The organism is Methylovulum miyakonense HT12 (genome assembly GCF_000384075.1).
In the GTDB taxonomy this organism is placed as follows: domain Bacteria; phylum Pseudomonadota; class Gammaproteobacteria; order Methylococcales; family Methylomonadaceae; genus Methylovulum; species Methylovulum miyakonense.
Genome location: NZ_KB913025.1, coordinates 3,336,022 through 3,352,869, shown reverse-complemented (window position 1 = coordinate 3,352,869; position 16,848 = coordinate 3,336,022). Strand labels below are relative to the sequence as shown.

The following is a 16,848-nucleotide window of genomic DNA, read 5'->3' as shown; positions in this document are numbered from 1 at the left end:
ATGTCACCGTTATCAGATGGTTGCAGATGGAGAACTGGCGGGCAACGAACCCAGCGCGGTTTGGCCTAAGCGCACCGGATTTTGGTCGCTGCCGTCGTCGCAATCGTGTAAGGTTGCGTCTGGATAGGTGTTGCTTAGCTTACCCAATAAGTTCACGACCAGGCTAAGGCGGTAGGAAACCTCCTGATAAGCCTGGTAGCGGTTATCCAGCAACGCTTGCAAACGGGCGCTGGTACCCGCTTTAAACCTGGAACCAGGGCAAAAATCCGTTGCGCTTTGACCGTCCTCTTCAGGCACAGTGATGGTTACCGGTTGGAACCCGGTGAACTGGCTGGCCGCCGGGCTTGCATCCCATTCATGGCCAGCAGCGAGGTTATCCAGCATCCATCGTTGGAAAGCGGTACCGTATGCCGTCAGTATTTCGCTACGGCACTGGCATAACGCAGTTTCCGGGCCGTCATCCACCCGACTGGCCTTAAGGATGGCCAGCAACTCATCAGGCAATTGCTCAGCCGACCAGTCGAATTGGGCATCGGCAACTAACCATTGCCGCCACGCCAGCTCAAAACGCTCGAATTGCCAGCCGTTAATGGCGACGCTTAAGGCCTGTTTAACCATCAGCGCCTGGATTTCGGCCCATAAGCTGGCCGCCAAAACCGCCGTGCAGGTAAAGCCGGCCACCTTGATCTTGGAGCTAAACTCTGCGGTTAATGCCGCAGTAAACGCATCGGGATGGAAAATGGCCAAGGTTTTGTCTTGATACCAAGCTTTAAAAACTTCCCCGAATTTGCCGGCAATGGCCGCGGCACAGGCGCAAGCATCGGCCTCGCTTGGCCTAACCCCAGCGGCGGTAACCGCTTTTGCCAGCAACAGGTCGGCCACGCTGCAAACCATCGGGTCATCGGCGGTTTCAAGAAAACCATCATTACCAACCCAACAGGCCTTTGCCAAGAGATGGGCGGGCATCTCCTTGCGGATAGTGCGGTCGGCAAAACCCCGTAATTCCAAGTTGGTGTCATAAGGCGGCAACCAGCCAGGCATGACCCACGTCAACCGGAATGAGTACGGGTCTACGTCGCCACACATGGCACCATTGCCATTGCTATCGTTGCTGCAAACAGGAAAAAGCGCATCACCAGGGAATTTGGGGCGGAGCAGCAGGTGCTCGACCACTATCGAACGTTCGCCAGCCTCCCAGCCCAATAGTAAGGCGACGCGTGTTTTAAGTCCGGCGACATTATCGGCATCCAAGTTGGCCTGATAATTAAAAGCCTTGCCACGATTATGGCTAATATCCGGATAGGCCTTAAGAAAAGCGATCTTGTCGTCCACCAACTGTGCCAGTGCTTTTTGCCGTCCCTCCACCTGCGTCAACAACAGCGTGTATTCGTTGAATTGTTCGCCAAAACGCGCCAGCAAATGGTCGAGGAAACGGTTGCGTCGCCCGTAAAATTCAGACTGGGTTTCGACCAACGCATGGAGGGCATCTTCAGACAGGTTATCGGCCAGCCCGTCATAGCCTTTAACTAGCTCCCCGTCGAACAGCTTGGCAAAATAAGTCTGCCGGATGTTGGCATCTAACGAAAATAAATTCGCAGTATGGGCAATTTGTGCTTGGGCATTGGCAAGCAATTGTTCAAAAACCATCAGGTAGGCTTTCAATTGCTTGGCTTGGGCTTTACGTTCTGCCGAAGCTTGGCTGGGCAAACCTTCAGGGCCTACGCCGTAGGCCGCTGGTAAGCCGTATTGCAGTGGAAAATAAGCTTCGGGATCGCGGTATGTGCCGCTAGGGATAGGCAAGTCAATTTCGCCGGTATTTTTGATTTTGGGGCGTTCAGTTTGCCCGCGCAATTGCACTAGCGTGTCGTTGGCCTCATCCTTTCTGGGCAGGAAGGGCAAACCGTTTTTGAAAAATAAAAACCGTGACAATGTCCGATGCAGCCGCGGTTGGTGTAGGGGGCTAATATATAACAACCATGCCGCACTGATACGGTTGCCATCAAATTTTGCCGCACCGTTTTCCGTCCAGGCCGGGTCGGCAGAACCTTTGACAAGATTGCCTTCGGCGTCGTATTTGCTGAGCAGCAAATTGTTGACGGCGATAATGCCTTTGATGTCCATCAAGCTATTGATGATGTCCGAAGTCCGCAAGACCGGCTTTAAACTGGCGGCTTGTAAATCATCGGCCTTGATGAAACCGCTGCTCAATTTCGGGCCGTTGAATATGCCTTCCACTGGCATTTTAGCGGCCAGCAATTCCGACAAGCTATAAAACGGCACGGGCGGGGCCAGGTAGTTTTCTATCGCCAACCAAACCTCGGCCTGGACACGCTCGATGTCGGCATCCGCCGCCACTTCGATGTCAGCACAAACCGTGACTTCTTCAATGTCGACAATTTTGACCCGGCAATAATCTTCCGCCAGATTACGGTGCTGTTGCAACACCGCTTTGGCTTGGTTAATCCCGTGTTCGGCTTTTTGAAGCTTATGCTGGTAATGTTGGATAAAACCGGCGGTACCGGCATTGCCAAAGCGATCCAGTAGCGCAGCCAGGGTTGTTTGGGCTTTGGCGGCACTATCGCCGCTGATCCGCAACGCCACATTTTCGATGGCAAATTGCCCGCCGCCAGGCGACAGCCCGACCACAAAATCCAGGTAAAAAACCGTGCGCCAGTGGTCACGTAAATATTGGTCGCGTTTGGCTTCACGCCCAACGTCTGTCAATGCCGCAAACTCCGGATCGGCCAATAAATTGTACTGTTTAGTGGCGCTGAACCGGCTGACCCCGACGTTGCCGATGCGGGTTTGGTCATTAAGAAACAGCCGCCAATATTGCAGGTTTGCCAACCGCCAATCGGGGAAACGTAATTCTAGCAGCACCGGATGGGGGTTCCCGTCAGCATCAAACTCGGTGAAAGTTTGGCTGATTTTGCGGTCGTTTAAATCGCCTAATTCGGGGTCGGTTTCCAGTTCCAATAAAATGTCGTACAAACCTTGCGGGGCGACTTTGACAGTATCCGTATGGCTTTGCGGGGCTTGGTAGCCCAGTTGTAGCTGCCCGTTTGCGCTCCAAGCATAATAACCGGATTCACACACACATTCCTTGCCAAACACCCAAGCATTGCGGATAGCGTCAAGGTCGATCAATAACTGCCGGAAATCGTCCGGGGTTACAGGATTGACGGTTAAGATGTCACGGGCAGTGAAAAACGCTTGGTTTGGGAAAGGCTGTTGGGGGTTTGCCGATGGCGTTTCCGGCATCAGCAAATCGACAATCGGCCAGCCTAGGCGATAAGCCAGATCCGTGATTGCATAGCACAGGCTTTCGAGGATGGTGATGCCGGGGTCGTGGGTGTTGTAGTCAGTCCATAAGGCACTGCCCATCTCGGCGATAAAGCCAATGCCTTCCCGGCGCAGGCGATAATAATCCTCAGCGGCTTTCAGTTGGGGATTTTTGGGGATGCTGTCGGGTATCTTGCTCATACGGATGCACACGGACAGGTTGCGCTTGGGGCGGTGCCTTGGGCGGGGTTAATAGTCCAGATGTTGTGGTGTCTGGCTGAAACCAACAAGGAAATGGCTTTCGAGCCCGCTATTTCAGCAACGTCGGCATCGGTCATCAGTTCTTCTTGGCTCATGTTGCCGACGCTTTTATAGCTATGGGACAACTTAAAATCAGTCACATAATCAACATACGGTTGTTCTTCAACAAAATTAATCAGCACGGCACGGTAGATTTTGCCGCCAAAACTGGGTTTGCCACCGCCAGAAAAAGCCCACGGCGAGAGGAATTGGGTGATCGCCCCGTCCAATTTATGCTTGTAAAAGGTATCGTCATAGCCATCCAGGAAACGCACCCAAAAATCTACGGTGACTTCTTCAAACACCGGGTTCCTGACATGTAGCTTGATAAAACAGGACAGCCGTTTTTGTAAGAACGCTTCGATTTCAACCAACAATCCCAAGCTGGTGCTAGGCCGCAACGGATCCCGTAAGTTATGTAATTCTTGGTTGGGGATGGTCACCACGGTGACATGTCCGGGCGCAAGTTCTTGGTAAATGCCCGTGCCATCAGGGCCAGGTTCGTAACGGGTATGGTTCAGGCATTTGGCCTGATAAATTTGCGGGAACGCGTCCAACAGCAAATGTTCATAGTCCCAAAGCGCGATAGCCCTGTCTTTATGCCGCAAGCGCTCACTGACACGGGTATAAAATGCGTTGGGCTCTTCCTGGCCTTTACCGCCGAAGCTTGGAAACGGCTGGCTGACGCTTTTGACGGCGGCATCGGGTTGTGCCAATTTGCTGATAGTGCCAGCCTCCAGCGGTTTGGCCGAAAATGCCGGATCATTGGCCTGGTTTTTGAAGGTGGCGGCAAACCCTTGTGCCGCCACCATCTGCAACCGGCACACCGCGTCGCTACGGTCGGCTACGGCGGCTTTTAGCCAATGCTGCCCCGTAGGCAACAAAGTGTTGGTTGATGTGGCATCATCTGGCACGGCAAAAGTGATAATGCCGGAATTTAACAACCCGCCAGTACCGTCTTCAACCGTGTATTCGTCAAAACTTTGCCATTCGTTGTTGCCGAGATAACTCCAGTGCAGATGTGGCCTTGGTTTTTCAACTAACGGGTTGGCCGTGCCGTCGGCTATTTTGAAATACAGGGCCAGATTTTGGGCGGGCTTAAGGCCAGTGACGCCAATGTAGAATTCGGCCTCGCTTTCGTTATTACCATCTTGCCAATTAAACTGGGGCAGCAGGTAGGTTTTGTTTGGCTCCACTGTTTGTTGGGTTTGGCCAAAAGGCCCCAAGTGGAAATAACACATTGGGCTGGTGCTTCCCTGGCCGCCTATGCCCAACACTTGCCCGGCGGTGTAACTGACAGAAACGGCGTTGATGACGGGATCTTGGGGAACAGGCGTCGGGTTTGTCCCGGAAGCCGGTGTCTTCGATTGGGCAATCAGGTAAGTTCTAAGCGCCGCTAAATAGTCCGCTTGTCCGAGACCATCCGATAACGTTATGCGCAGATAACCTTGGCGGGAATTAATGTTGTAAAACTCATCTCCAGGCATTTTCTGGGTATCGGAAAATGCCTGGTTGAACCCATTAATGCTGTTTAGCTCGTAACTGCCATCAGCGCCCAAAAACGTGCTGTTTGACGTTGGGTAAGCGCTCCAATCCCCTTCGGCCAGAAATGACAAATTGACTGCGGGTGAAGTGCCATAAGCCACCGCCTTTGTTTGCCACTGGATATTTAACAGGAAAGACGAGCATTGCTTATGGAACGCCTCGTTTGAACCAAGAATTAAGCTACTGCCCTTTTTAGGTAAGGCGCCAAAAGGCTGGAAAGGTTTGGACGCATCAATAGCCCCAAAATCATTCGATAGGGCGAGTGGCTTTAACCCGATAACATTGACGGTTAGGCCAATTTTCTTGATCTTTGAATTTCGGAACCGGTGGTAAATGTACGGATGGTCAGTGTGCAGGATTTTAACTAACAGCACGGGCAAATCCGTATCAAACCCGTAACCATGTTTTTTTATGTCATAAGGGGTGATGGCGGGTTTTCCACCCGCCAATTCGATAATCAGTTCCAGTTTTTCACCATCGTCGTTTGCTTCCAAAGTCACTGTCTTGGCGGGCAGTTCTAACCAACCCCCAGGCGAACTGAGCAAGCAAGTCAACTCCGTCACTAAATTTATGGGGGAAGCGGTGTCGGAACCGCCCAATGATAACGTCAAGGTTATCGTCCGAGTGCCTCCTGACAGCCATAAATAGTGGGAGGCAACGGCAAAACCAAGCTCGGCTTTGGGCATTTTGATACCGGACAATTTGCCGTCAAGGTAAGCTTTATTAAAAAAAGGATGCCAAGATTGGTCGACTGAGGTTAATGCCGGGCCTAAGCCATCATCAGAATTGGCAACCGGCGATGCGTAAATCCGGTTGCTGTCCTCGCTACCCGCAGAGCTTGGGCTTTGTATTTTTTCATCGTTATGCCGGTAGATGCTCTTCAAGCTAGTGACTTTCGCCTGATTGGCAACAAGATCCCGGTCATTGGCAAAAAATGCATCCCTATTTAGCGCATCTTTACCGGCTTTAAACAACTCGCCTTGTTTAAATTCATGGCTCCCGGCCTGTTTGGCCAATTCCACCAGCAAATGGGCATGTCCAGGTTCCGCCGGTTTTTCTTTTAGGCGCAAGACGTCCCGGTAATAAAAATCCAAGTGCCGCCCGGTCAGCGTGTTGGCTTCGGTACGGACATGATCGAACAACCTTAAGAACGACAGCAGCAGGGCATAATGGGGTTCGTGGTCGTCACGTCCGGTCAACGCTTGCTGTAATGACTGTTTGGCTTCGGCAATGATGCGGGCGTACACTTTTAGGAACTGGGCGAAAACACCCGTAAATAGATTATGGGTGGCGATGTGGTTGGTCTGGGTAAACAGGTTGGGAGAACCGCCATAAACTGAAGCATCGCCCGTGATACCGGCTAAATAGCTCGCCCAAGCGATGCCGTTGCTCCAGTCGGTGGATAAGCCCTCCGATTGCACGGAAGCAAACGGGACGGGGGCGCCCCCTAAAATAGGGGTGGAATAAACCGCATGGGTGTCGATAAGCCCCAGCGCTTTCCCCCCTTCAAAATAGGCAATGAGCCGCCCAAAACCACTGGCCAGTTGGTTTTTAATCAAATTCTGCAAGGTTGCTTTTAACGGAATCCCGTTAGGCAGTTGTTCTTTTAACTCATCCAAATGCAAGGCCAGCGTGGCGATAGCACTGAACAAATAGCCCAGATGATATTTTAATTGGCTTTCTTGGATGCTAGTGTCATTACGGCGGTCATTCAAAAAATCAAACGATGCCTTAAGGTTGCTTTTGTAATCCTCAACGTCCTGGGTCGCCGCAACGGCCAGTTGCACTACGGCATCCGCACTGAAAAACTTCGTCCAATAGACGGTCGCCGAATTATCAATGCGCTCAAATTTCAGATGCCCCGCATAAGCTTTGGCAAAGACCAGCGCATGTTCAAGCCTACGCTCGTCGATTGGCGAGTAACCGAGGTCTAATCCGGCAGGAGAGCGGCTATCCTGGTTAGTGCCTTCATGGATCAACCTTAAAGGGTCAGTGTTTTGTTTGCAATCGCTCGAATTTGCCATAATCAAACACCATCAGGTAACAGGTTGACGGTTGTGGTGAGATTAATGTCCGTACCTTCTTGTTTATAGTAAGGGTAGACAAAATTGAATCTGGAATTGGTGGCCTTTACCCGATAAACCACCTCAATCAGAACAATCCCTTCCAAGCCGCGGTTCTCATACAGTTGCACCTTTTCCAGTTGGATGCGCGGCTCGTGGTACAAAATCGCGGACTCCACCTTATCCGCCATTAGGGTTTTCATGCGCGTATCTAGGCTTTCAAATACCAATTCGTCCAAATTGCAGCCGTATTGCGGCAACATGACGCGTTCGCCCTGTCGGGTGCTGAGCAAAATTTCCAGGCTGGAAACAATATCGGCTTCCTCTTCCAGCATCACAATGCCGCCCGTGCTGAAATTGAAAGCAGGAGGGAACGACCAGCCTCGACCTAAAAACGGACTGCCCATATTAGCCACCGATTAGCACGGTTAACGCGCCAGGTGGCATGATTGCGCCACCTCCTGCGCTTAGGTCGCCAATTCTGGCTGCGGGCATGCCACCGATCAGGACAGTCGCCGAGCCTTTGATAATCGCGTCAAGCCCACAACTATCACCCATCCGCGCCGCCGGTAAACCGGCGATTAAAACCGTGGGCGCACCGGGTGGAATGATCGGTGTGGGTACGCCTAGGGTTGCCGTGCTGACAATCAAATCGGTCACGCGTGCAGCAGGTAGCATTTTGAAACCTCCCCCGTTAGTTAATTTGCACCATGCCACCTTGGATCACCACGGTGGCACTGCCTTTTATGGTGGTACTGGCACCGGAAACTTCGGCGCTACCGCCGCCCGAAGCCTTAAAGGCGGCTTGGGCTTTAAATTCGATGTTAGTCCCTTCAATTTTTACGTCTTTCCCGGCTTTTAAGGTCAAGTCCTTGCTGCTTTCAATTTTGATCCCGCTGTCGTCCATGATGATTTTGTTGCCGTTCTGGTCTTGGAGCGTAATGCCTTTGTCTTCTTCGGAAAGCACCAGTTTGTTGCCGCCTGGAGTTTCTAAAATGACGGCCTTTTTTTCGTCATCAAAGGTAAATTTCATTTTTTCCCGGCTGACATAGCCTTTCCGGTGATTGTTGTCTTGGGCGGGTTCGGGTGAAGGTTTGGCGCTACTGTGGCACATCCCCAAGATGACGGGGTGACGGGGGTCGTCGTTTAGAAAACCGACAACGGCTTCATCCCCGATTTCAGGCCGGAAAAATGTGCCGCGGCCTTTACCGGCATCTAGGGTTGCCACACGCGCCCAGATGCCTTCTTCTGAAGGGCTGATTAACGGCAACCTGACTTTAATGCGGTCTTCGCCTTCGGGATCGTTTTCCAATACGGTCACAACACCGATCTGGAGGCCACCCACCGCAGGCAACAAGCCAGCGGCAGGCAGAGGGCGGAGTTGGTAAGTTTCGGCAAACAGCTGCGGGTTCAAACCAAATTGGACATCCGTTTCCCAGTTGCCGTTGGCGAAGGTCTGGCGCACCCCGGAAACATACACCGTGCCTTCAAAACGTTCGCCAATGCCCGTCAGTTCGATGACATCACCGGGCATGACCCCCGAAAAACCCTGGAATTTGGCGCGGCCACGCACTTTTGCCAAGCGTTCTTTCAGTAACCGCGCATCGGCCCACGCTTGCAACTCCGGTTGGCTGATTTTGCCGGCATGCCTAAGCTCATAGGGATCATTGCCGAGGACTTTGGCCAAATCGTCCGCGCTAAGGTTGCCGTTGTTGGTCGTTGCCGGTTCTTTGGCGTCAGTTTCCGTGACCTTCTGGTCGCTTGCATTCCAGGTGCTGGCCTTAATGCCTTGGCTCTGCCAGCGGGCGTCCATCTCCGCATCCAGTTCCAGCAAGGTGGAGCCAAATTTGACGGCAACAACCGGGGCCGAACCCGTTACCGGAGCAGCCACGATGACTTTACCGTCTTTGACATTGACGACCTGGCCGTTGGCTTCGGCCCGGCAAACCAAAAAATCCCAATCGCTAGCATCATATTGGACGACTTCTTTTAATGCCGGTTGGGTGGTGGCCACGTCTTTTTGCAGACCATGGCGGCCAATGATTTCATCCATGATGTCGCTGTCTTTCTTGTCGCTGTAATAGCGGCTTTTCAGGCTACCCGTCATTTTGACCGCTTCATCCTTGCACTCAATGATAAGCTGGCTGCCGTCCTTACGGATCTTGACCGAGTGTTTGACGATGAGGCCTTTAAACACCGGATCGTTTTGTGAACGGTAGCCAAGCTGGATTTCAATCTTTTTGCCGGGGATAAAATGCCCGGTGTTGCTGGCGGCAAATGTGGCTTTCGAGGCCTCCCCGTCTTGCAATTGGATAGTCGCCGTCGGAATCCGGTTTAATTCATGCGCAACGGAGATGGCCAGCACATGGAATTCACCGGAAATTTCAGCCCCGTCAATTAAGATTGCCGCCGTACAAACATCTGGCGTCGCAGGGGTGGGGATGGTGGATTCGTTGCTGGCCATAATCACGAGGTTTTATCTAAAGGTGGAAAACGCAATGCCGTTCCGGGGCGTAACAAACGGAAATTCCCCAATTTATTGATGTCGGCGACTTGCAGGTAATATCTGGGATCACCATATATCCGTAGGCACAGCAAGGGCAAGGTGTCCCCCGCCTTGACTTTATGGATGTGGGTCAAGTCGGGGGAAGATTTATTTTCTTTAGCCGCGCGTTTTTGTTCCTCGATACTGCTTTTAAACTTAACCTTGGCCATTGCCCTGATCGGGGTGCCATCAGCCTTAAACATTTTGTAGGTGATGCCAAGCTCGGTGACCCTGCCTTTGAAAATCGAATTTTCTCCCCAAACCAACTTAAAGTGACGGGGCTCATGGGCATCGCCCTGGTAGCCGACCAATACTTGTTTGAATTTCTTGAGGTCATCCGCTATGGAGTCCCTGGGGTTGCCGTCTATGATGCCCGTGTTGTCAAACAAAAATTCAAAGCTGATTTCCTCCGGTGCCGTGTATTCATATTTCAATTGCTTGCCGCTAGTGCCATGCCCTTGACCGGATTCGGAAAATTTGAGCTTGTATTCTTGGGTATAGGTTTCGGGGTTGATTAATGCCTCAAAAAAATCATCGGCATCCTGTTTGCCGCCAGATTCCGCTTTTTTGGAATCGGAGAACGCCAAGATCAGCATTTTTTCAAATTTGCCGTTGTCAGCCATCATCGCTCCATTTTATTTTGCAGGATTTGCAGCACCTGTTCGACGCACTCGGCAACGATAGCTTCTTTATCGTCATGGCCAGGTGCGCCACCGGAGCCAGTTTTGCCACTGTCCGGTTGCCTGTTGGGTTGCGGCGTGGTCACCGATACGCGGATATGCAATTCTTTAATTTCAATCGGCATATCCACACCCAAAATCGCCCTGACAGCCCATCACGCGCCTTCCTTGACGCTGAAATAACGGTAGGCCAGTTCTAGCGTTTCAATAACAATGGCACTTTCATTGGCGTTTAAGTCGCTGACCGACCATTTTTTGGGGATGGCATTAACGACATTCCAAGTCCGCAAGGGCTGGCCTTTTTCATTCATTAAGATCACGCTGATATCAGCCGGCTGGAAGATACGGTCCTGAAACGCATCCAGGAACCACTTGATGATTGTTTTATCCTTCAAGTTAGTGAGCATGCCGCGTTTCAACACCATATCGGCATATTTAGTGCGCACCGGCAGTTTATGTTCAAAACGATTTTCGCCACCTTCCTTGAAGCTCTCGTACTCGTATTCAACAGACAACCCCGACACGGTCTGAAAGCGCAGGTCGTTTTTGTCTTTGCTGACGCCGTTAAAGTTGACTTGGTAATAAAACCCAAACGGCGGGTAGTAATCAATCGTTTGCCCGGACATAGCTTTAGCCGCTTAGATTTTCATCAACTTAAGGCCTTCGTGCGCCACTTCGATGCTTTCCACAGCAATTTCGTTGGCATCGGACTTAAAGTCTGGCGCAGTCACTTTCACCGGGAAACAACGGGTCGCCGACCACGCCGCGACCGGCACATGTTTTTCATTAAGCAAACGGATAGTCAAGTCACGCCGGCCATTGACGCGGTCATTGGCAACATCTTCCAGCCAGGTGTTAAAGTCGAAGTCACCCTCAAATTTGCCCCGTTTCAGGGTGATATTGTTGTTTTTGACCATGCCCGGCATGCTAATTTTATTGAAATCCTTGCTGTCGCTATGCCGGTATTCGATTTTTTCCCGCTCCATCACCAAGCCGGTGACTTCGGTGAAGCTGATTTTTGCGCCGCCCCAGTCGACCTGAAAATGAAATCGGGGAATTGGATATTCTTGTGCCATGATGTTTATCCTTTCGTTAGGTTGAAGTGGAGGGTTAGCTTAAGACGCTATCAGGATTCCGCCATTTTGTGGGAGAACCGGAGGATGATGAACTCAGCCGGACGGACGACCGCCATGCCGATTTCAATCACCATCCGGCCTTCTAGGATATCCAGTGGGGTCATGGTTTTGCCTAGACCGACCGCCACATAAAAAGCATGTTCGGGTTTAATGCCCTGTAATGCACCTTGACGCCACTGGACCGAAAGGAAGTTTTCAATCATCGCCTGCACCCGCACCCAAGTATTGGCATCATTGGGTTCAAAGACAAATTGCCCAGTGGCTTTTTTGATAGATTCCTCGGCAAAAATAAAAAATCGTCTGACATTGACATAACGCCATTCGTTATCGTTACCGGCTAGTGTCCGGGCACCCCAAACCAGCGTGCCTTTGCCAATGAAAGGCCGGATGGCGTTGACGGATTTGCCCGCCGTCGGATCGACATTCATTTGGTCTTGCTCGACATTGGAAAATTCGATGGTCGGTTTGATCACTGCGTTGACGCTGACATTGGCCGGGGCTTTCCAAACGCCGCGGCTGTTATCGACAGCGGCGTAAATGCCCGCCATTGTGGAACTGGGCGGCAATATGCACGGGAGTTCTCGGATCGCGGCTTTGGCCAATTCGTAACGGTTGTTTTGGGTTTCCTGTAGCGTATTCAGTTTGACGGCATTAGCACCGTTAAAACTGACATCGATTTGGGCTTCGACAACCGTATAGTCCAGGACAGTCTCCAAATTGGGCGCATACGCAGCCCCATATTTGAGGTTGTTGGCGCCAATCCCGTCGTCGCGGAAATTGCCGACCACATCCAAAAGATTGGCATCCGCGTCGGACAAGGAAAGGTCGTCACCATGCACATCCATGATGACAAAACGGTCTTTCAGTTTTTCGCATTGGGCGAGGGCAAGGTCATGTAAGGCCTTGAAATCGGCAATACCATGTAGGAACTGGGCCTCCGGAAATACGATTAGGGTCGGTTCGTCAGCTTTTACCAATGCGTCTAAGCCGGCTTCCAATTCCTTTTCGACCAGTGCGGTACCAAGCGCCTTATAAGCGCCTACCGAGACGATGTGGCAAGGCCCGCCGCCGTTGGCAAAAAACATTTGCAAGGCGTAATACATAATGTGCTTGGAACGGTCGGCATCAGCCAACGCAGCTGAAGTTACGAGCTGGGTATTGCCGTTGGCATCTTGGCTTTCGGTGATACTGACAACAATTTTTGTTTCGGGCTGGGGGCCACCGAAATATTTTTCGTATTCGACCAAGGACGCAATGCGCTTAGGCTTCAAGTTCAAATCATTGGCATCTTTCTCTTGGGCCTTTGCGGTATAACCAATAAAAGCGGGGATTGCGGTTTCTACGGGAGCTATCGAAGGCGGAAATTTGGGTATTTCTTCGATATAAACGCCAGGGGTCTTATAACTTGTTGCCATACTGTTCACCGTTTAGTTTGCATTGTGGATTACTCAAAGATTTCTGAAACTAGCCCAGTCACTTTGGCTTTGCTTGGGTCGCTGTTGTCGAGCATGGCTTTCACCAAGCTGGCCGACGGTTTTCGTTTTTTGTTAGGGGTGGGGCTGGCATTGCCATAAAAAGTCAATGGCAACACCGGTCCCGCTTTTTTAAGGTCGATTTTTCCATTAGGCTTGCCTTCGGCTTTATCAAAATAAAGCCAATAAGTTGAACGGTTCCGAAAGCGAAGCTGGAAAATGGGGAAGGCCGCCTTTGCCATACCATCATCCCCGACCAAACTAAAGTCCTTGTCGTCATCCCGAACTGGCGCCAAACGGACTAAGGCAAATATATCGCTAGGCCTATCCTCCGCCAACTCGATGCCACGCTCGGGTACGCCAGGCAATCCAACAGGTGGCACGATGGCGGGTATATCACCTTGGTGGATAAACGCTGGCAGGTTCGTCGCTTTGGGATTGATTTGTTGTGCGTTCGGATTGGGTGCGTCACTGGTCAATTGCATCAAGGCACCGCCAACGATAACCAAGGACTCAACCGTGTCGTTTGCGCTGCGCACCAAATATTTGCTGGATAAAAACAGCGTTTTTTTACTTCCTGTTCCGCGTGCGGCACCTGTCCGGTTAGAAAAGACAAAGACGTTGGTTTTGTACCGATAAGTTCTTTTTTCATGTGGATGGTAAAAATCGAAGATTTTTTGGGGCGGCAATGTCAGGGAGGTGTAGTTGAAAAAGCTGGCATCGGCCACTGAAATTGCAAATTCGAATATCACGTCGCTCGGAATAACCCGCCCTTTTGGCACAACCACCACAAAACCCAGGGCAGTATCTTTGTAAATACCGCCTAACGCCGCCAACAAATTAAGCGTCGCCGCGGTAGGGTGTACAGTCAGGGACGTGCGCCTGTCATAATTTTTTAGGCGTTGCTCACGGGTGGGGGTATCTTCAGGGAGATTTAAAGCGGTTTTCTCGCCAGCATCTTTAGGCAATTCGTCAAACAAAACGCTGCCTTCATCCAGCCAGTAATGATGTAAAAGCCGCACTTCAAAAAGCGGTTGGTAGGCGCTTCCGACACGTTCGCTCATCTGCTTGCCACCAAAGGTTGCTGGTAAAAATCGCTGACAATTTCATTAATCAGCGTGCTTTCGCTTTGTATCGTGCTAAATTTGAAGTCGAGCATACGCATCATGTACACCGCAAATGGATATTGCTTGCCCCCTAACGTGCCCCACAGATGGTTCACTTCTTCCATGGATGGGGAGTACAAATCAAAAACCAGCTTAAATTCCACCAACCGGTCTAACGCATTGACTGGGGCTTTGTTGCTGATTGAGACGGGAGCCACCGTATCTTGGGTGAACACATTATGGAACTGAAAAAAGCGGATGGCCCTTGACAACATCAGCAGCCCGTTGCCATAGCTACTGTGGGTGGCAGAAAGAAGGATCTGAAAATTTAGGTAGATGGGCTGGTTTTCGTAAACCGCCGTTAATTTGATGTCGTTACGGGTGTAATTAGGTAGGTTTTTGAGGGCTTTTTCTTCTTTGATGTTCACCAGGGACAAATTGAGCATTTCCCTCAGCTTACTGTCCTGCCCAGTCAAAATTTCCCCGACATTGGCCAATTGGGCTTGGGTTCCCCCATTAGCACCGTAAGCAGCAGCCAGATGGGCATCAAGTTCATTAATGACTATCGTCAAGGCATGGGAAATCATGACGGGATCCTGTGTTCAATGTTAGTGGTTCTGTCGCAAATATCTTAAAGGGCCAAACTGCCGGCCCTAAAAAGTTGCGTAACACTAACATTCAAGGCGCACCAAAAGTATTAACTATTACCTACAAAAAGGTGACTATTCCACCACCCCTGAAAGCGATTGTTTTTTATGATTTTTTTGGTAATTTGTTGGGAAAGGTTTTTATGATTTTTGGGGTTTTATTTTAAAAATGTGCGATTCCACCCAAAATCGCCGCCTTCCCGGCTATGGCATAAGCACAAAGATCACAGAAGGAACCTATCCGGCAGGATGGCAGGACAAGGTGGTGAGGCAGGAATTTCCGGCGCGGGCCTAAAAATGGCATTTGCTTCTTGGGCGCGTTCCCTTGCGGGGCATCGGGCGAGTTGCCGGAATCTGGACTGGAACAAAGTCCAAGCGCTACGGCAAGTAACCCTAAACAGTAAGCGCATAGGTTGCCAGTGCCGGACAAATAGGATGAAGAGGCCACGGCAATAAAGGCCAAAAGCTGCGGGTTGGGCTGGGCGGGCAATCGTCAGCGTCCCATGCCGGGGTTGGAAAAGAAAATATGGGGCACATCCATGTGGCCTAGGTTCGGCAATCCACGCCGGAAAGGCTGCTCCACAAGTTAAGCGTGCCTTTCCTGTGCCGATTTAGAGGGGGGAGCCCGTCAGATGACTTGGTCTTTTTTCATCATCATACGGATGCCGCGTATCGCTTGGCGGGTGCGGTGTTCGTTTTCTATCAGGCCAAACCGGACATGGTCGTCGCCGTATTGGCCAAACCCTATACCCGGCGCGACGGCGACCTTGGCTTCCAGCAACAATTTTTTGGAAAATTCCAACGACCCCATCGCCTGATAGGCTTCAGGGATTTTCGCCCAAACGAACATCGTCGCCTTGGGTTTTTCCACAGGCCAACCCGCAGCCGTCAAACCATCACACAAGACATCGCGGCGTTTGCGGTACATTTCGGAGATTTCCGCGACACAATCTTGCGGGCCTTCCAGCGCGGCAATCGCGGCGATTTGGATCGGCGTGAACGTGCCATAATCCAGGTAAGATTTGATCCGCGCCAAGGCCGACACCAATTCCTTATTGCCACACATAAACCCGACCCGCCAGCCCGGCATGTTATAGCTTTTGGACATGGAGAAAAATTCCACGGCAATATCCTTCGCACCCTCGATTTGCAGGATAGATGGGGGTTTATAGCCATCAAAAGCAATATCGACATAGGCAATATCATGCACCACCCAGATATTGTGCTCTTTCGCCAAGGCGATGATTTTCTCAAAAAAGTCCAGCTCCACGCATTGCGCGGTCGGGTTGCCGGGGAAATTGATGATCAACATTTTCGGCTTGGGCCAGCTATCAATGATGGCTTTGTGCAACTCATCAAAAAAATCCACGCCAGGGATCAACGGGACATGGCGCAAATCCGCACCCGCAATCACCACGCCGTAAGGATGGATGGGGTACGCGGGGTTAGGGACTAGCACGACATCGCCCGGGCCCAAAGTCGCCAAGGCCAAATGCGCCAGACCTTCTTTAGAGCCGATGGTGACGATGGCTTCAGTTTCCGGGTTCAGGTCGACATCGAAGCGGGTCTTATACCAGTTACAAATGGCTTTACGCAGGCGTGGGATACCTTTGGACATGGAATAACGGTGCGTGTCTTCCCGCTGCGCCGCTTCAATCATTTTGTCGACGATGTGCTTAGGGGTCGGTTGGTCAGGGTTTCCCATCCCAAAATCAATAATATCCTCACCCGCCGCTCGCGCCTTGGCTTTCAGCTCGTTGACAATATTAAAAACATAGGGGGGCAAGCGACTTATTCTTTGAAATTGTTCCATTTACAGCTCTTGGGCAACCAGGGTGTGAGTAATGTTAAAAAAGCTATCTAAGGTACTGTTCTGACAAGCTGCTGTCAAATAATAGACAAGTTATTTCAATTAAATTGGCTTTAGGCATTATGGCAAAACACATTTAGGCCAAATGGCTTTTACCGCAGTGCCAATTTTATCGGACGCCGCAGTATTGTCGGCCGACATTTAAGCGTTCAATGTGATCGAAGACGTAAGGAAAGGATTGCCAGTCAAGCACCAACAACCC

13 protein-coding genes are annotated in these 16,848 nt (G+C 51.1%); all 13 read right to left on the bottom strand.

Annotation, left to right across the window (positions count from 1 at the left end):
- Nucleotides 1-12: 12 nt before the first annotated feature.
- The 13 genes from METMI_RS0116470 to alaC all read right to left on the bottom strand — a co-directional run bounded on the left by METMI_RS0116470 (nucleotide 13) and on the right by alaC (nucleotide 16,589).
- Nucleotides 13-3,483 carry a hypothetical protein gene (locus tag METMI_RS0116470; RefSeq protein ID WP_019867399.1) on the bottom strand — a complete coding sequence of 1,157 codons (3,471 nt, stop codon included), beginning with the start codon at nucleotides 3,481-3,483 and terminating at the stop codon, nucleotides 13-15.
- Nucleotides 3,480-7,151 (bottom strand): baseplate J/gp47 family protein, encoded by a 3,672-nt coding sequence (locus METMI_RS0116465; protein WP_019867398.1) that lies wholly within the window; start codon nucleotides 7,149-7,151, stop codon nucleotides 3,480-3,482. The genes METMI_RS0116470 and METMI_RS0116465 overlap by 4 nt, the downstream gene beginning before the upstream one ends.
- Before the next feature lie 2 nt (nucleotides 7,152-7,153).
- Complete coding sequence (locus METMI_RS0116460; RefSeq protein WP_029151762.1) at nucleotides 7,154-7,597, bottom strand: GPW/gp25 family protein; 444 nt, start codon at nucleotides 7,595-7,597, stop codon at nucleotides 7,154-7,156.
- Between the two features lies 1 nt (nucleotide 7,598).
- Complete coding sequence (locus METMI_RS0116455) at nucleotides 7,599-7,868, bottom strand: PAAR domain-containing protein (RefSeq protein WP_019867396.1); 270 nt, start codon at nucleotides 7,866-7,868, stop codon at nucleotides 7,599-7,601.
- 16 nt (nucleotides 7,869-7,884) lie between these two features.
- The gene (gene vgrG / locus METMI_RS0116450) at nucleotides 7,885-9,654 is read right to left on the bottom strand and encodes a type VI secretion system tip protein VgrG (protein ID WP_019867395.1); all 1,770 of its coding nucleotides are present in this window, start codon (nucleotides 9,652-9,654) and stop codon (nucleotides 7,885-7,887) included.
- 2 nt (nucleotides 9,655-9,656) lie between these two features.
- Complete coding sequence (locus METMI_RS0116445; protein ID WP_232215242.1) at nucleotides 9,657-10,361, bottom strand: CIS tube protein; 705 nt, start codon at nucleotides 10,359-10,361, stop codon at nucleotides 9,657-9,659.
- On the bottom strand, nucleotides 10,358-10,540 hold the full coding sequence (locus METMI_RS0116440) for a DUF5908 family protein (protein ID WP_019867393.1): 183 nt from the start codon (nucleotides 10,538-10,540) through the stop codon (nucleotides 10,358-10,360). The genes METMI_RS0116445 and METMI_RS0116440 overlap by 4 nt, the downstream gene beginning before the upstream one ends.
- Nucleotides 10,541-10,570: 30 nt before the next feature.
- Entirely contained in the window at nucleotides 10,571-11,041 is a 471-nt protein-coding gene (locus tag METMI_RS0116435; RefSeq protein WP_019867392.1) for a phage tail protein, read from the bottom strand.
- 12 nt (nucleotides 11,042-11,053) lie between these two features.
- Nucleotides 11,054-11,491 carry a phage tail protein gene (locus METMI_RS0116430; RefSeq protein ID WP_019867391.1) on the bottom strand — a complete coding sequence of 146 codons (438 nt, stop codon included), beginning with the start codon at nucleotides 11,489-11,491 and terminating at the stop codon, nucleotides 11,054-11,056.
- 50 nt (nucleotides 11,492-11,541) lie between these two features.
- Nucleotides 11,542-12,966 carry a phage tail sheath family protein gene (locus METMI_RS0116425; protein WP_019867390.1) on the bottom strand — a complete coding sequence of 475 codons (1,425 nt, stop codon included), beginning with the start codon at nucleotides 12,964-12,966 and terminating at the stop codon, nucleotides 11,542-11,544.
- Nucleotides 12,967-12,995: 29 nt separating this feature from the next.
- Entirely contained in the window at nucleotides 12,996-14,087 is a 1,092-nt protein-coding gene (locus METMI_RS0116420; protein WP_019867389.1) for a hypothetical protein, read from the bottom strand.
- Entirely contained in the window at nucleotides 14,084-14,716 is a 633-nt protein-coding gene (locus METMI_RS0116415) for a DUF4255 domain-containing protein (protein WP_019867388.1), read from the bottom strand. The genes METMI_RS0116420 and METMI_RS0116415 overlap by 4 nt, the downstream gene beginning before the upstream one ends.
- Nucleotides 14,717-15,404: 688 nt before the next feature.
- Nucleotides 15,405-16,589: an alanine transaminase gene (alaC, locus tag METMI_RS0116405; protein WP_019867386.1), complete on the bottom strand. Its 1,185-nt coding sequence runs from the start codon at nucleotides 16,587-16,589 to the stop codon at nucleotides 15,405-15,407.
- Nucleotides 16,590-16,848 lie beyond the last annotated feature (259 nt).

Bases quoted from the DNA above. Each gene is read 5' to 3' on its own strand.
- METMI_RS0116470 (WP_019867399.1), bottom strand. From the start codon at position 3,483: ATGAGCAAGATACCCGACAGCATCCCCAAAAATCCCCAACTGAAAGCC.
- METMI_RS0116465 (WP_019867398.1), bottom strand. From the start codon at position 7,151: ATGGCAAATTCGAGCGATTGCAAACAAAACACTGACCCTTTAAGGTTG.
- METMI_RS0116460 (WP_029151762.1), bottom strand. From the start codon at position 7,597: ATGGGCAGTCCGTTTTTAGGTCGAGGCTGGTCGTTCCCTCCTGCTTTC.
- METMI_RS0116455 (WP_019867396.1), bottom strand. From the start codon at position 7,868: ATGCTACCTGCTGCACGCGTGACCGATTTGATTGTCAGCACGGCAACC.
- vgrG (WP_019867395.1), bottom strand. From the start codon at position 9,654: ATGGCCAGCAACGAATCCACCATCCCCACCCCTGCGACGCCAGATGTT.
- METMI_RS0116445 (WP_232215242.1), bottom strand. From the start codon at position 10,361: ATGATGGCTGACAACGGCAAATTTGAAAAAATGCTGATCTTGGCGTTC.
- METMI_RS0116440 (WP_019867393.1), bottom strand. From the start codon at position 10,540: ATGCCGATTGAAATTAAAGAATTGCATATCCGCGTATCGGTGACCACG.
- METMI_RS0116435 (WP_019867392.1), bottom strand. From the start codon at position 11,041: ATGTCCGGGCAAACGATTGATTACTACCCGCCGTTTGGGTTTTATTAC.
- METMI_RS0116430 (WP_019867391.1), bottom strand. From the start codon at position 11,491: ATGGCACAAGAATATCCAATTCCCCGATTTCATTTTCAGGTCGACTGG.
- METMI_RS0116425 (WP_019867390.1), bottom strand. From the start codon at position 12,966: ATGGCAACAAGTTATAAGACCCCTGGCGTTTATATCGAAGAAATACCC.
- METMI_RS0116420 (WP_019867389.1), bottom strand. From the start codon at position 14,087: ATGAGCGAACGTGTCGGAAGCGCCTACCAACCGCTTTTTGAAGTGCGG.
- METMI_RS0116415 (WP_019867388.1), bottom strand. From the start codon at position 14,716: ATGATTTCCCATGCCTTGACGATAGTCATTAATGAACTTGATGCCCAT.
- alaC (WP_019867386.1), bottom strand. From the start codon at position 16,589: ATGGAACAATTTCAAAGAATAAGTCGCTTGCCCCCCTATGTTTTTAAT.